This window comes from Streptomyces sp. SID14478, from assembly GCF_010548525.1.
GTDB lineage: Bacteria > Actinomycetota > Actinomycetes > Streptomycetales > Streptomycetaceae > Streptomyces.
On sequence record NZ_JAAGMG010000629.1, the window covers coordinates 1 to 13816 of the forward strand.

At 71.7% G+C, this 13816-nt stretch carries 12 protein-coding genes; 7 read left to right on the forward strand and 5 right to left on the reverse strand.

Annotated features, from left to right (window positions below; genetic code table 11):
* The first annotated feature begins 69 nt into the window (after positions 1-69).
* Genes G3I40_RS21010 through G3I40_RS21020 form a run of 3 tightly spaced genes read left to right on the forward strand, consistent with a single transcriptional unit; the run spans position 70 to position 2395 of the window.
* Positions 70-966 (forward strand): 3-keto-5-aminohexanoate cleavage protein, encoded by an 897-nt coding sequence (locus G3I40_RS21010; protein ID WP_164303680.1) that lies wholly within the window; start codon positions 70-72, stop codon positions 964-966.
* Entirely contained in the window at positions 966-1919 is a 954-nt protein-coding gene (locus G3I40_RS21015; protein WP_164303681.1) for a 3-hydroxyacyl-CoA dehydrogenase NAD-binding domain-containing protein, read from the forward strand. The genes G3I40_RS21010 and G3I40_RS21015 overlap by 1 nt, the downstream gene beginning before the upstream one ends.
* Positions 1916-2395, forward strand: coding sequence for a thioesterase family protein (locus G3I40_RS21020; protein ID WP_164303682.1), 480 nt, complete (start codon positions 1916-1918; stop codon positions 2393-2395). The genes G3I40_RS21015 and G3I40_RS21020 overlap by 4 nt, the downstream gene beginning before the upstream one ends.
* Before the next feature lie 96 nt (positions 2396-2491).
* Here G3I40_RS21020 and G3I40_RS21025 read toward each other — a convergent pair whose 3' ends face one another.
* The 4 genes from G3I40_RS21025 to G3I40_RS21040 all read right to left on the reverse strand — a co-directional run bounded on the left by G3I40_RS21025 (position 2492) and on the right by G3I40_RS21040 (position 7097).
* Positions 2492-3433: a TauD/TfdA family dioxygenase gene (locus tag G3I40_RS21025; protein ID WP_164303683.1), complete on the reverse strand. Its 942-nt coding sequence runs from the start codon at positions 3431-3433 to the stop codon at positions 2492-2494.
* Between the two features lie 330 nt (positions 3434-3763).
* On the reverse strand, positions 3764-5224 hold the full coding sequence (locus G3I40_RS21030; RefSeq protein ID WP_164303684.1) for a glyceraldehyde-3-phosphate dehydrogenase: 1461 nt from the start codon (positions 5222-5224) through the stop codon (positions 3764-3766).
* A gap of 72 nt (positions 5225-5296) precedes the next feature.
* On the reverse strand, positions 5297-6475 hold the full coding sequence (locus G3I40_RS21035) for a GDSL-type esterase/lipase family protein (RefSeq protein WP_164303685.1): 1179 nt from the start codon (positions 6473-6475) through the stop codon (positions 5297-5299).
* Between the two features lie 34 nt (positions 6476-6509).
* The gene (locus G3I40_RS21040; RefSeq protein ID WP_164303686.1) at positions 6510-7097 is read right to left on the reverse strand and encodes a TetR/AcrR family transcriptional regulator; all 588 of its coding nucleotides are present in this window, start codon (positions 7095-7097) and stop codon (positions 6510-6512) included.
* Positions 7098-7168: 71 nt separating this feature from the next.
* Between G3I40_RS21040 and G3I40_RS21045 the strand changes: the two genes are divergently transcribed.
* Complete coding sequence (locus tag G3I40_RS21045; protein WP_164303687.1) at positions 7169-7660, forward strand: FBP domain-containing protein; 492 nt, start codon at positions 7169-7171, stop codon at positions 7658-7660.
* Positions 7661-7887: 227 nt separating this feature from the next.
* Here G3I40_RS21045 and G3I40_RS21050 read toward each other — a convergent pair whose 3' ends face one another.
* Complete coding sequence (locus G3I40_RS21050) at positions 7888-8547, reverse strand: TetR family transcriptional regulator (protein WP_164303688.1); 660 nt, start codon at positions 8545-8547, stop codon at positions 7888-7890.
* Positions 8548-8654: 107 nt separating this feature from the next.
* On the opposite strand from G3I40_RS21050, the gene G3I40_RS21055 reads away from it, so the two are divergent.
* The 3 genes from G3I40_RS21055 to G3I40_RS21065 all read left to right on the forward strand — a co-directional run.
* Complete coding sequence (locus G3I40_RS21055) at positions 8655-9557, forward strand: SDR family NAD(P)-dependent oxidoreductase (protein ID WP_164303690.1); 903 nt, start codon at positions 8655-8657, stop codon at positions 9555-9557.
* 690 nt (positions 9558-10247) lie between these two features.
* Positions 10248-11510 carry an MFS transporter gene (locus G3I40_RS21060; RefSeq protein WP_343244983.1) on the forward strand — a complete coding sequence of 421 codons (1263 nt, stop codon included), beginning with the start codon at positions 10248-10250 and terminating at the stop codon, positions 11508-11510.
* 276 nt (positions 11511-11786) lie between these two features.
* On the forward strand, positions 11787-13816 hold a 2030-nt coding region (locus G3I40_RS21065; protein WP_164303689.1), incomplete at its 3' end, for an amino acid adenylation domain-containing protein.

Genomic DNA, 13816 nt, shown 5'->3' on the forward strand with positions numbered 1-13816 from the left:
CGGGGCAGGCGGGACTTTCACAACACGCCCTAGACCCCGGCCCCGTTCGCCACCATGGGAGGCCCCCACATGCCCATCACCGAGAACGTCATCATCACGTGCGCCCTCACCGGCGCCGGCGACACCGTCCGCAAGAGCCCCCACGTCCCCGTGACCCCCGAACAGATAGCCCAGAACGCGGTCCAGGCCGCCGAGGCGGGCGCCGCCGTCGTGCACATCCACGTACGCGACCCCGAGACCGGCGCCCCGTCGCGCGACCCCCGCCTGTACCGCGAGGTCGTCGAGCGGGTGAAGGAGACCGGCACCGACGTCGTCATCAACCTCACCGCCGGCATGGGCGGCGACCTCGTCATCGACCCCGAGGCCCCGCTGACCCAGCTGCCCGGCACCGACCTGGTCAGCGGCCTGGAACGGCTCCCGCACGTCGAGGACCTGCTCCCCGACATCTGCACCCTGGACTGCGGCTCGCTGAACTTCGGCGACGGCTCGAACCTCTACGTCTCCACGCCCGACATGCTGCGCGCGGGCGCCAAGCGCGTCCAGGAGCTGGGCGTGCGACCGGAGTTGGAGATCTTCGACACCGGCCACCTGTGGTTCGCCAAACAGCTCCTGGCCGAGGGCCTGCTGGACGACCCGACCGTCTTCCAGCTGTGCATGGGCATCCCGTGGGGCGCACCGCCCGACCCGGGCGTGCTCCAGTCGATGGTCAACATGCTTCCCGAGGGCGCCCGTTGGGCCTCCTTCGCGCTCGGCCGGATGCAGATGCCGTGGGTGGCGCAGTCCATCCTGCTGGGCGGGCACGTCCGCGTGGGCCTGGAGGACAACCTGTACCTCGGCAAGGGCAACAAGGCGACCAACGCCCAGCTCGTCGAGCGCGCCGTGACCATCACCGAGTCCCTGGGCGCGCGCGTCGCGAGCCCGGACGAGGCCCGCGATCTGCTCGGTCTCAGGAAGGCGGGCCACTGATGAACTCCCCCCTCCCCCAGGACGTACGCCGCGTCGCCTGTGTCGGCGCAGGCGTCATCGGCGGCGGCTGGGTCGCCCACTTCCTGGCCCGCGGCTACGACGTCACCGCGTGGGACCCCGCGCCCGACGCCGAGCTGAAGCTGCGCCGCCTGGTCGACGCGGCCTGGCCCGCCCTCATCGCGCTCGGCCTCGCGGACGACGCCTCGCGCGACCGTCTCACGGTGGCCCCGACCCTCGAACAGGCCGTGGCCGACGCCGAGTTCGTCCAGGAGAGCGCCCCCGAGAAGCTGGACCTCAAGCGCGATCTGCTGGCCCGCCTGGACGCGGCGACGCCGCCCGGGGTCGTCATCGCGTCCTCGACGTCCGGTTACCCGATGACGGACATGCAGACGACGGCCGCGGACCCCTCGCGCCTGGTCGTGGGGCACCCGTTCAACCCGCCGTACCTGATCCCGCTCGTCGAGGTCGTCGGCGGCGAGCACACGGACCCGGCGGCCGTGGCCTGGGCCTCCCGCTTCTACGAGGCGGCGGGCAAGTCGGTCATCACCATGGACCGCGAGGTGCCCGGGTTCATCGCGAACCGGCTCCAAGAGGCCCTGTGGCGCGAGGCGTTGCACATGGTCGCCAACGGCGAGGCGACGGTCGCGGACATCGACGCGTCGATCACCGAGGGCCCCGGGCTGCGCTGGGCGGTCATGGGCCCGATGCTGACGTTCGCGCTCGCCGGCGGCGAGGGCGGCATGGCGCACATGCTCGACCACTTCGGCCCGTCCCTGAAGTCCCCGTGGACCCGCCTCGAAGCACCCGAGCTGGACAAGCAGTTGTACGACTCCGTGGTCGCCGGCTGCGACGACGCGGCGGACGGCCGCACCATCGCCGAGCTGGTGGCCGAGCGCGACAAGGGCGTCATCGACGTGCTGCGCGCCACGGGCCGGCTGGGAGGCGCGCGATGACCGGCATTCCCTTGCTGCACAGGACGGTCCGCCCCGAGTGGATCGACTACAACGGCCACATGAGCGAGGCCTTCTACGTCCTGGCCTTCGGGCACGCCACGGACGCCCTGATGATCGAGACGGGCCTGCACTCCGGCTACCGCGAGGCGACCGGCTGCTCCCTCTACACGGTCGAGTCGCACATCCGTTATCTGCGCGACGTCCCCGAAGGGGCCGCACTCGCCATCCGCACCCGGGTCCTGGGCGCGGCGGCGAAGAAGGCGCGCTTCACGCACGAGATGTACGTGGTCGCGGACGAGGCCGCCGCACCGGATCCGCAGGCGGCGCCGGTGGCGACGACGGAGCTGTTGGCGGTGCACGTGGACCAGAAGGCCGGCCGCGCCGCCGTGTTCCCGGACGCCGTCCGTGCGCGCTTCGACGAGCTCACGGAGCAGGCTCCGCAGTGGGCCGGCCGGTCGATCGCGCCCGTGACCTGACACGGTTCCTCCACGACGGGGCCCGGCCACACGGCCGGGCCCCGTCGCGTGCGCCCCGGACCACTCCTGCACCGTCCGACGCCGGCGGGCACCGGATCAGTGGGGCCGGTCCCCCGCGATGGCGACGCGCTCGGCGACGCGGCGGGCGTCGCCGTAGTCGGCCACGGCGTAGTGCTGCGTGGCGCGGTTGTCCCAGAACGCGATGTCGCCCGCCTGCCACCGGAACCTGACCTGGAACTCCGGCACGTGCGCCTGCTGGAAGAGCAGCCGCAACAGCCGGTCGCTGTCGGCCCGTTCGAGGCCCACGATCCTCGTCGTGAACGAGGTGTTGACGAAGAGCATGCGCCGTCCTGTCTCGGGATGCCGGCGCACGACGGGATGGGTCACGGGCGGGAACGCGTCCTGCCATTGAGCGAGGCGCTCGGGCCCGTAGAACCTGCGGAAGCCGGGCAGGAAGTCGTGCTCGGCGACGGCCCCGTCGATACGGGAGCGCACGGCGTGCGGCAGGTTGTCGTACGCGGCCGCCATGTCGGACCACATGGTGTCGCCGCCGAAGGGCGGGACCTCGCGCAGCTGCAACACGGCGCCCATGGCGGGCCGTTCGCGGAAGGTGACGTCGGTGTGCCACACGTTCTCGAAGCTCGGCATGCCCGAGGCGCTCTTGTCGAACCGCACGACCTCGTCGCTGTCGCCGCGCTCCAGGAGCGGATTGGTCTCCAACTCCCCCCAGTTCCGGGCGAATGCGCGCTGGTGCTCACTGCTCAGGTGCTGCCCGCGGAAGAACAGCACCTTCCATTCCAGCAGCGCCCGGTTCAGCTCGGCGCGCAGCGTGTCGGACAGCGGCCGGGACAGGTCGATCCCGCGGATCTCCGCGCCGATGGTGGCCGCCTGCGGGACGACGTCGAACAACTCGTAGGGACGCTCCTGCCACCCTTCGGGGGTGCGCCGCAGCAGTCGCCGGCCCTCGTACAGGCCGTCGTCGGGAATGCGGGCGGGTCGCAACACAGTGGAGGACGTCGGGATTTCCGTGACGGACATGGGCACTCTCCGTGGGCGCGCGTGGCTGAGGAAGGCGGGGAGATCGTCCGTACGGGCGCGGCACCGGCAGCCGGAGCAGGGGGCACCGCGGAACGTACGGAGAGAAGCGACGAGGGACGAGCGTCCGCTACAAGCCGCTGCGCGCGCACCCACATCGGTCCGGCACGGTGGCCGACCCGAAAGCGTGGAAGCGATGCGAGAACATGCCCTCATCCTGCGCCCGAAGTGATCACCTGGTCAAGGTGCGGCTGTCCGCGAGGTGCCGGGACGCGGCGAAGGCCGCCTTCGCGTGACGCGAAGGCGGCCTCGGATCCGGCCGGCCGGGGTCCGTCAGAGCGCGGGGACGGGCACCGGGTAGGTCGGGTACTCCACTCCGGAGACGTGCTGGACGACGCGGATGACCTGGCACGAGTAGCCGAACTCGTTGTCGTACCAGAGGTAGAGGATCGCGTTGTCGCCGTCGACCTTGGTCGCTCCCGCGTCGACGATCGAGGCGTGCCGCGAGCCGATGAAGTCGCTGGAGACCGCGTCGGGGGCGGTGGTGAAGTCGATCTGGCGTTTGAGCGGCGAGGTCAGCGAGACGTCGCGGAGGTGGTCGAGGACCTCCTCGCGCGTGGTCTCGCGGCCGAGCCGCAGGCTGAGGATGGCGATGGACACGTCCGGGACCGGGACGCGGATCGAGCTGCCGGTGATCGGTGCCTTCAGGTCGGGCAGCGCCTTCGCGACGGCGGACGCGGCGCCGGTCTCGGTGATGACCATGTTGAGCGGTGCGGAGCGGCCGCGCCGGTCGGCCTTGTGGTAATTGTCCAGCAGGTTCTGGTCGTTGGTGAACGAGTGGACGGTCTCCACGTGGCCGCGCAGCACGCCGTACTCGTCGGCCATGGCCTTCAGCGGCGGCACGATCGCGTTCGTGGTGCAGGAGGCGCAGGACAGGATCTGCTCGTCGGGCTTGATCGTGTCGTGGTTGACGCCGTGCACGATGTTCGGCACGTCGCCCTTGCCGGGGGCGGTCAGGACGACCTTGTCGATGCCGGGACGCAGGTGCTGCGAAAGTCCTTCCCGGTCACGCCACTTGCCCGTGTTGTCGATCAGGATCGCGTCCTTGATGCCGTACGCGGTGTAGTCGATCTCGGACGGGTCGTTCGCGTGGATCAGCTTGATGACGTTGCCGTTGGCGACGATGGTGCGGTTCGCCTCGTCCACGGTGATCGTGCCCTGGAACTGGCCGTGGATGGAGTCGCGGCGCAGCAGCGAGGCCCGCTTCACCAGGTCCTCGGCGGCCCGCTCGCCGCCGCCGCGCACGACGATGGCGCGCAGTCGCAGGCCGTTGCCGGAGCCGGCCTTCTCGATGAGGAGCCGGGCGACGAGGCGGCCGATGCGGCCGAACCCGTAGAGGACGACGTCGCGGCCGCTGCCGCGCTCGACGCGCTCGGAGCCGAGGGCGCCGGCGACGGCCTCGGCGGTGAACTCCTCGACGCCGAGGCCGCGTTCGTCGGTGCGGTACGTCGCGGCGAGCATGCCGATGTCGATCTGGGAGGGGCCGAGGTCGAGCGCGGCGAGCGCCTGCAGGAACGGCATCGTCTCGGTGACCGAGAGCTCCGCGCCGGCTATCTGGCGGGCGAACCGGTGGGTCTTGAGAATGCTGACCACCGACTTGTTCACCAAGGAGCGGCTGTGCAGCAGGACGTTCACGTCCCGTTCGCGGTGCAGCTTCCCGATGATCGGGATCATCGACTCCGCGGTCTCCTCGCGGTGCTTCCAATTGGTGAACGAGTCGTCATTGACAGTCACGTGCATCTCTTTCGAGCTAGGCGGCGCTCATATGCTAACCCGCTCGCTCAGCGGCCCCGCGGCGGCCCCGGATCAGCGCTTCGCGAAGGCTCCGCGGGCTCCGAAGGCGAGCTCGGCGAAGCGTGCGCCGATGCGGTGGTGGGCGGCCGCGTCGGGGTGGATGTCGTCGGGCAGCGGCAGCTCCGCGAAGTCGGCCTCGCCGTAGAGTTCGCGGCCGTCGAGGTAGTGCAGGAACGGGTCGTCGGCCGCGCGCTGCGTCACGATGCGCGACAGCTCGCGCCGGATCACGTTCAACGTGAGCTTTCCGTACGCCGTTTCGGCGGGGTCGCCCATGGCCTTGAACTTGAGCTGCCCGCTCTCGAGGGTGCTGAAGTCGGGTGCGGCGGGTCCCGGGGTGTCCTCCTGGATCGGGCACAGGAGCGGCGAGACGACGAGGAGCGGCGTCGTGGGGTGCCCCTCGCGGACGGTGTCGAGGAAGCCGTGCACGGCAGGGCCGAAGGCGCGCAGCCGCATCACGTCGTAGTTGACGAGGTTGATCCCCAGCTTGACGCTGATCAGGTCGGCGGGGGTGTCCCGCAGCGTCCGCGCGGTGAAGGGGTCCAGCATGGCGCTGCCGCCGAACCCGAGGTTGATCAGCTCGACGCCGGCCAGGGCCGCGGCGCGGGCGGGCCAGATGGTCGTGGGGCTCGCCGCGTCGGAACCGTGGCTGATGGAGCTGCCGTGGTGCAGCCAGACGGGCCGGCCGGGGTCGGCGGCGGGCTCGACGGGGGCGTCGGTGCGCAGCGCGAGGAGTTCGGTGCGCTCGTCGTGCGGGAGCCAGATCTCCACGTCCTTCATGGCGTCGGGCAGGCCGCTGAAGCGCACGGTGCCGGGCTCGCCGGACGTGCGCTCGGCGGTGCCCGCGGCCATGTCGATGGTCAGGGTGTGGCCGCCGCGCACGCTGCCCTGCCCGACGAGGTGCCCGTCGACGAGCAGGTCGTACACGCCGTCCGGCCTGGCCGGTATGCCCACGTAGGCGCGCTTGGTCGGCAGGGTCTCCAGCTCGACGGCGCTCGCGCGGGTGCGGAACGCGAGCCGCACCCCGGAGGGCTGGGCCTCGACCTGGGCCAGCTGCCCGTCGCTGTTCTGGGCGCGGGCCCAGGCGGGCAACCGGTGCGGCAGCAGTCCGAGTTCGGTCTGCTCGACGTCGATCGCGCCGCGCAGCAGCTCGGCGGTCAGCGGTGTGGTGATCCAGCGGTCCTCGGTGTGCATGGCCTCAACCTTGGGTGCGGGTGACGGAGGGGAATCAGGGGGTGGGTGATGCGTCCGGCTCGGGCCAGTTGCGCAGCAGGGCGTCCAGTGCGTCAAGGGTCCGCGCCCAGGTGACGTCCGTATCCGGGGCGCTGTGACTGAAACTGCCGCCCATCTCCAGGCTGACGTAGCCGTGGAAGACGCTGCCGAGCAGCCGGACCGCGTGCGTCTGGTCCGGTTCGCTCAGGTCGTAGCCGCGCAGCAGGGCGCGGGTCATCTGCGAGTGCCGGGGACCAGCGCTGGCGAGGGCCGTCTCGGGGTCGAGGCGGAACTGGGCCGCGGTGTAGCGGCCGGGGTGTTCGCGGGCGTAGTCCCGGTAGACGTTCGCCAGGGCGGTCAGCGCGTCCTTGCCGGCGCGTCCCGCGAGGGCGTCGGCGGCCCGGTCGGCGAGCTCTTCGAGGGCGATGAGGGCGATCCGGGTCCTGAGGTCGTGCGAGTTCTTCACGTGCGAGTACAGGCTCGCGACCTTGACGTCGAACCGCCGGGCGAGCGCCGAGACGGTGACGTGCTCGAAGCCGACCTCGTCGGCCAGCTCCGCTCCCGCCCGCGCCAGGCGCTCCGTATTCAGCCCCACTCGCACCATGACCGACCTCTCTCTGGACCTCGACCATTATGCATTTGCCTAAAGCCTTTAGGCAAATTAGCCTCACTGTTATGAAGCCATTGACCGAACCGGAGATCCGCTCCGCCTTCGTGAACCTCACCAAGGGCGAGGCGAAGCGCATGAACATCCCGCACGACCTGGCCGAGCGCCCCTGGGACGACCTCGACTTCTTCGGCTGGCGGGATCCCCAGGCCCCCGACCGCGCCTATCTCGTCGTCGAGGTCGACGACGCGCTGCGCGGCGTCGCACTGCGCGCCTCGCACGCGGCGTCCTGGCAGACACGCCGCAGCATGTGCTCGATGTGCGTGACCACGCACACCGGCGGCGTCTCGCTCCTGGTCGCGCCCAAGGCGGGCAAGGCAGGGAAGCAGGGCAACTCCGTGGGCGCGTACATCTGCAGCGACCTCGCCTGCTCGCTCTACGTGCGCGGGAAGAAGGACGCGGGCATGGGATCGCGCGTGCACGAGACGCTCACGACGGAGCAGAAGATCGAGCGGACCGTGACCAACGTCGCCGCGTTCGTCGACAAGGTCACCGCATGACGCACTGACCCGGCAACCCCTCGCGCCGTCGCGACGACAACAGAAAGGAGCGGCGTCAACTGCCGTTGCCCGACGGCGATGTGGGGACCCGAGGACGAGACGGCTCAGGGCGCTGCGACTGACGGCGACACCGGCGGCGGGAGCCCTGGCGAGCCGGATCGGTGCCGCATGCCGGCCCCGAGGCGTCCGCCGCGGCCGTCGGCGTCTGCCGAGTCCGGCCCCGCACGTCAACTCGCCGTGTGCTCCAGCCCGTTGAGGAAGGCCGTCAGGACGCGACGCAGCCGGGGTTCCACCTCGACGACCGCGTGCCCGAGCCGCGGGTCGCTGGTGTAGAGCTCGCGCAGCCGCGGGCCCGGCGTGGCCATCTGCCACAGGGCCCCGGCCAGGCTGGTCGCCGTGGCGACCGTGTCGACGGCCTGCTGCTCGGTCAGACCGAGCAGCAGGTGCAGTTCCTTGCCGATCAGGTCGACCTCGTCGAGCGTCACCAGCTTGAACGTGCGCACCGACTCGACCGACACGTTGCGCTCCAGGTTCAGCGGCGCCTGGGCCAGCAGATCGCAGAACATGGGGCGCGCCGCCAGCGTCGCGGCGAAGGCGGCGGCGATCTCGGCGGTGCCGGTACGCGCGCCGCCCCCGAGCTCGCCCCGCAGCGCGGCCGACCACTCCCGCCACCCTTCCGCGGTGAGCCTGAGGAAGATCTGCTCCCGCGTCTCGAAGTACCGCAGCAGGGCCGATTTGTGCATGCCCACGGCCGCGGCGATGTCGGTGAGGGTCACGTCCCGGATGCCGCGCTCGCGCCCGAGTGCCCGGGCCGCGTCGAGGATCGCCGCCTCGCGAGCCTGCTTGGCCCGGACACTGCGTGCGCGCTGGAAGGCAGGCTCCGTCATGCGGACATCATAGGAGGCCGATCGTTTAAGGCACCAGTGTTGCGTTATTAAGAGAACGGTGTTTCACTAAATGCATGAGCAATAACACGAGCAAGGACATGCAGGACATGGGCGAGGACCTGCCCCAGGACGCCGGCCGACGGGTCTGGTTCGTCACCGGCTCCTCGCGCGGCCTCGGCCGCGCCCTGGCCACCGCCGCCCTGGAGGCCGGTGACCTCGTCGTGGCCACGGCCCGCAACCCCGAGGTGCTGACCGAACCCTTCGCCGCGTACGGCGACCGCGTGCTGCCCCTCGCCCTGGACGTCACCGACCCGGCGGCCGCGCGCGCCGCGGTCGACGCGGCGGTGGCCCGCTTCGGCCGCATCGACGTCCTGGTGAACAACGCCGGGTACGCGAACGTGTCGCCCATCGAGACCTCGGACGACGACGACTTCCGCGCCCAGTTCGAGACGAACTTCTGGGGCGTCTACCACGTGACCAGGGCGGCCCTGCCCACCCTGCGCCGCCAGGGAGCCGGCACCGTCGTGCAGTTCTCCTCGGTCGGCGGCCGCGTCGGCGGATCGCCGGGCATCGCCTCCTACCAGGCGGCCAAGTTCGCGGTCGACGGCTTCAGCCGCGTCCTCGCCGTCGAGAGCGCCCCGTTCGGGGTGCGCGTGATGGTCGTCGAACCCAGCGGCTTCGCCACCGACTGGGCAGGTTCGTCGATGACGGTCCACCCCGTGCCCGAGGCGTACGAGGAGACCGTGGGCGCGATGAACCGGCTGATGCGGCAGAACACGGCCGGGGCCGCCGGTGACCCGCGGCGCGCGGCGGAGATCGTCGTGCGCACCGTCCAGCAGGGCGAGGTGCCGGGCCACCTCCTGCTGGGCGTCAACGCGGTGGACATGGCCCTGGACCACGCGCGCGCCGAGCAGGCCGAGGCGTCCGCCTGGGAGAAGGTCAGCCGCTCCGCCGACTTCGGGGAGCCGTACCCCGTGGACCTGCCGACGACCGAGGCCGTGACCGGCTAGAACGGGCCGACCGCCTCGGACACCGGCCATCCCCCGCACCCGCACTCACCCCTGCGCCGCCCCCTACCGGGCGGCGCATTCTTTGTCGGTGCGTGCCGTGCGCGTTCACCGCCGAGGTGTTCCGCACGGGCGCGTGACCAGGCGGCGGAGCGGGTGCGTCGCCGTGACCGGCTTCACTGCCTGTGACGTATTGGCCGTGAATACCACGGTATAGTCATCCGGATCCGCGTCCAGGAACGTCAGGACCCGGAACCTGGTCTTCCGACCGGTTCGGGCGACGTCGGCGACGCCGGACTCACGGCGTGCGGAGTGGCACCCGAAGAGCGCCCCACCGTTCCCGTTCCCCCTCGTCTCCCCATGCCGATCCACCGCCCTGCCCGCCGCACGTCTGTCCGCTGACCCGGCCATCCGTCACCGGGCCGCCCGGAACCGGGCAGTTCAGACCGTCCCGGGGAGACGAGCGCCACCATTCCGTTTCTTTCCATTCAACCCATTGCCTTACTGAAATTAGTCATTCATGCTGACGCACTGAAGCCGTGAAGGATCTCCCTCTACCCGCGCCACGCACCACGCCTCCCAGCCTCCGAGGAGTCAGCCTTGAGCTCTGCCGTGCACTCGCCGCCACACCACGGATCGCAGACGCCCCGGCCGGACCGCACCGCGGAACCGTTCACCAGATTCCATCTGCGGGTGACGGCGACCACGTTCGGCGCGAACTTCTCCGACGGCTACGCACTGGGTGTGATCGGCGCGGTGCTGCCGTTCCTGGACACCAGCATGGGTCTGTCCGGGGTGTGGTCCGGACTGCTCGGCGCCTCGGCCCTGATCGGGCTCTTCCTGGGCAGCATCCTGCTCGGCAGGGTGGCCGACAGGATCGGCCGGCAGCGGCTGTACCTGTACAACTTCGTGCTGATCGCGCTCGCCTCGGCCCTCCAGCTGTGGGCGAAGGACCCGGCCACCCTCTTCGCCCTGCGCCTGCTGATCGGCTTCGGACTCGGCGCGGACTACGCGGTCGGGCCGACGCTGCTCTCGGAGTTCTCCCCGCAGCGGCTGCGGGGACTGCTGCTCGGCTCGCTGACCGTCCTGTGGACCGTGGGCTACGTGGCGGCCAACATCTTCGGCGCCCTGATCCCCGAGACCGACCTGGCCGTGCACCTGCTGCTCGCCAGCGGTGCGGTGCCGGCGCTCCTGGTCCTGCTGCTGCGCATCGGCATCCCCGAGTCGCCCAGCTGGCTCGCGACCCAGGGCCGGTACGCCGAGGCCACCCGCATCCGCCGCAAGTACCTCAAGCAGGACATCGACCCGGACGCGGCTCCCCCGGTCCCGGCCGCGCCGGCCCCGGCCGCCCGCTACCGGGAGCTGTTCGCCCGCGGACAGGGCACCAAGACCTGGTTCGGCATCATCTTCTACAGCGCCCAGGTGCTGCCCTACTTCGCGATCTACACGTTCACCGCGCAGATCCTCGGCACCCTGAGCATCGGGGACGCGACCGCGCAGAACATCGTCATCGACGTGGCGCTGCTGCTCGGCGGCGTGCTCGGACTGTGGCCGATGATGCGCATGGGCCGTCGCCCGTTCACCGTGCACAGCTTCCTCATCCTGGCCCTCGCCCTCGGCGCCATGGCCGTGCTCAGCGACGCCGGCAGCTGGGCCCTGATGATCCCCTTCGTGATCTACACCTTCGTGATGGCGGGAGCGTCGAACGTCACCCAGGTGTATCCGGCGGAGCTCTTCCCGACCGCGCTGCGCGCCTCGGGCGTCGGCCTGCTCAACGGCACCAGCCGGATCGCCTCGGCGCTCGGCACCTTCCTGCTCCCGGTCAGCCTGGACACCCTCGGCGTCAGCTGGACCATGGGCTGGCTGACGCTGGTGCTGCTGGCCGGCTGGGCGGTGAGCCTCGCCTGGGCGCCGGAGACCCGCGACACCCTCACCGCGGAGGAATGGGTCCACTGAGCACCGCGGAAGACACCTGAACACGACCGAGTGCTGCTGAGTACGACCGAGCAGTCCCGGCCGGTCCTGAGAGGCCGCCGCTTCGCCACCCGTGACGCTGATCACGGGTGGCGTTCGCGTTGCGGCGGGGCCGTCCGACCGGCCCGACTCGCGACGAGACGCCGAAAGCCCCCTAATATATCCCGGTTGTCCTGCCCCGGGGCCGGACGATCCCGGGCGTATCGAGGGCACCCGCACCGCGCCCCGCAGACGCCGTGATCACGACGTGAGGACCCGATGGAAGCCACGCGCGACACCGCGGAGCTCAGCCGGCTCGAAGCGGAGCTGACCGGCGGCCTCGACGAACCGGCGCTCTTCACCACGGGCGACGCCCCCGCCCCGCGCACCCTCCTCGACATCCTCGACACCACCGTGCGGGCGCACCCCGACGAGCTCGCGCTCGACGACGGGGTACGCCGTCTGACCTACCGCGCCCTGGACGCGGAGGTGGAGCGGCTGCGCCGGCGCCTGGCCGCCGCCGGGGTGGGCCGCGGGGACCGGGTCGGCGTACGCGTGCCCTCCGGCACGAACGAGCTCTACGTCGCGATCCTCGCCGTCCTCGCCGCGGGCGCGGCCTACGTTCCCGTCGACGCGGAGGACCCGGACGAGCGGGCCGGGCTCGTGTTCGGCGAGGCCGGCGTGCGTACGGTGATCGGCGCGGGCCACGGTTTCGCCGTCGCGCAGCCCTCGGAGACCGCGGCCCGTCGCCCCGGGCTCGACGACGACGCGTGGATCATCTTCACCTCCGGCTCGACCGGCAGGCCCAAGGGCGTCGCCGTCAGCCAGCGCTCCGCCGCCGCCTTCGTGGACGCCGAGGCCGCCCTCTTCCTGGCCGAGGACCCGATCGGCCCGGGCGACCGGGTCATGGCCGGTCTGTCGGTGGCGTTCGACGCGTCCTGCGAGGAGATGTGGCTGGCCTGGCGCCACGGCGCCTGCCTGGTGCCGGTGCCGCGGGCGCAGGTGCGCAGCGGCGCCGACCTCGGGCCGTGGCTCGCCGAGCAGGAGATCACCGTGGTCTCCACCGTTCCCACGCTCGCCGCGCTGTGGGAGCCCGAGGCCCTCAACGAGGTCCGGCTGCTGATCTTCGGCGGCGAGGCCTGCCCGCCCGAACTCGTCCAGCGTCTGGTCACCGAGGGCCGGGAGGTGTGGAACACCTACGGTCCCACCGAGGCCACCGTCGTCGCCTGCGCGGCCCTGATGACCGGCGCCGAACCGATCCGGATCGGACTGCCACTGGCCGGCTGGGAGGTGGCCGTCGTCGACGAGGCGGGCCGGCCCGTGCCGAAGGGCGCGAGCGGCCAACTCGTCATCGGCGGCGCGGGCCTGGCCCGCTATCTCGACCCCGACAAGGACGCCGAGAAGTACGCACCCCTCCCCTCCCTCGGCTGGGAGCGCGCGTACCGCAGCGGCGACCTCGTGCGGGCCGACCCGGAGGGCCTCGTCTTCCTCGGCCGCGGCGACGAGCAGGTCAAGCTCGGCGGCCGGCGCATCGAGCTCGGCGAAATCGACGCCGCCCTCCAAGCGCTGCCCGGCGTCGGGGGCGCGGCCGCCGCCGTACGCACCGCGCGCGGCGGCAACCAGTTGCTCGTCGGCTACCTCGTCACCCAGGAGGGCTGGGTGCACGCGGCCGCCGTGGAGAAGCTGCGCGCCGCACTGCCCGCCGCGCTCGTGCCGTTGCTCGTCCCCGTCGCCGAACTGCCCACCCGCACCTCGGGAAAGGTCGACCGCGACGCCCTGCCCTGGCCGCTGCCGGACCTGCCGACCACCGGCCCCGCCGAGCAGCTCTACGGCACCGAGGCCTGGCTCGCCGAGCAGTGGGGCGAGACGCTCGGCGTCCCCGTCACAGGGGCCCTCGACGACTTCTTCGCCCTCGGCGGCAACAGCCTCGCGGCCGCCCGGCTCACCACCCGGCTGCGCACCCGCTACCCCAGCGCGGCCGTCATCGACCTTTACGAGCGGCCCGTCCTGCGCAAGCTGGCCCGCCGCCTGGAGCGGTCCGTCCAGGAGGACGGCGACCGGCGCGTGATCACCCCGGTCCCGGCCCGCGCCAAGCTCGCCCAGCTCCTGCTCCTCGTACCGCTGTTCACGCTGACAGGGCTGCGCTGGACAGTCCTGCTCGGCACACTCGCGCACGCCCTGCACCGGTTCGGCGGCTACGCGTGGGCGCCGGCCGCCCCCTGGTGGCTGATCGGCGCCGCGGCGCTGCTCCTGTTCAGCCCGCCCGGCCGGATCGCCCTCGGGGCCGGTGGCGCCCGCCTGCTGCTGCG

Excerpts from the sequence above, each read along its gene's own strand:
- G3I40_RS21015 (WP_164303681.1), top strand. The coding sequence starts at position 966 with ATGAACTCCCCCCTCCCCCAGGACGTACGCCGCGTCGCCTGTGTCGGC.
- G3I40_RS21055 (WP_164303690.1), top strand. The coding sequence starts at position 8,655 with ATGGGCGAGGACCTGCCCCAGGACGCCGGCCGACGGGTCTGGTTCGTC.
- G3I40_RS21025 (WP_164303683.1), bottom strand. The coding sequence starts at position 3,433 with ATGTCCGTCACGGAAATCCCGACGTCCTCCACTGTGTTGCGACCCGCC.
- G3I40_RS21020 (WP_164303682.1), top strand. The coding sequence starts at position 1,916 with ATGACCGGCATTCCCTTGCTGCACAGGACGGTCCGCCCCGAGTGGATC.
- G3I40_RS21040 (WP_164303686.1), bottom strand. The coding sequence starts at position 7,097 with ATGGTGCGAGTGGGGCTGAATACGGAGCGCCTGGCGCGGGCGGGAGCG.
- G3I40_RS21050 (WP_164303688.1), bottom strand. The coding sequence starts at position 8,547 with ATGACGGAGCCTGCCTTCCAGCGCGCACGCAGTGTCCGGGCCAAGCAG.
- G3I40_RS21035 (WP_164303685.1), bottom strand. The coding sequence starts at position 6,475 with ATGCACACCGAGGACCGCTGGATCACCACACCGCTGACCGCCGAGCTG.
- G3I40_RS21045 (WP_164303687.1), top strand. The coding sequence starts at position 7,169 with ATGAAGCCATTGACCGAACCGGAGATCCGCTCCGCCTTCGTGAACCTC.
- G3I40_RS21010 (WP_164303680.1), top strand. The coding sequence starts at position 70 with ATGCCCATCACCGAGAACGTCATCATCACGTGCGCCCTCACCGGCGCC.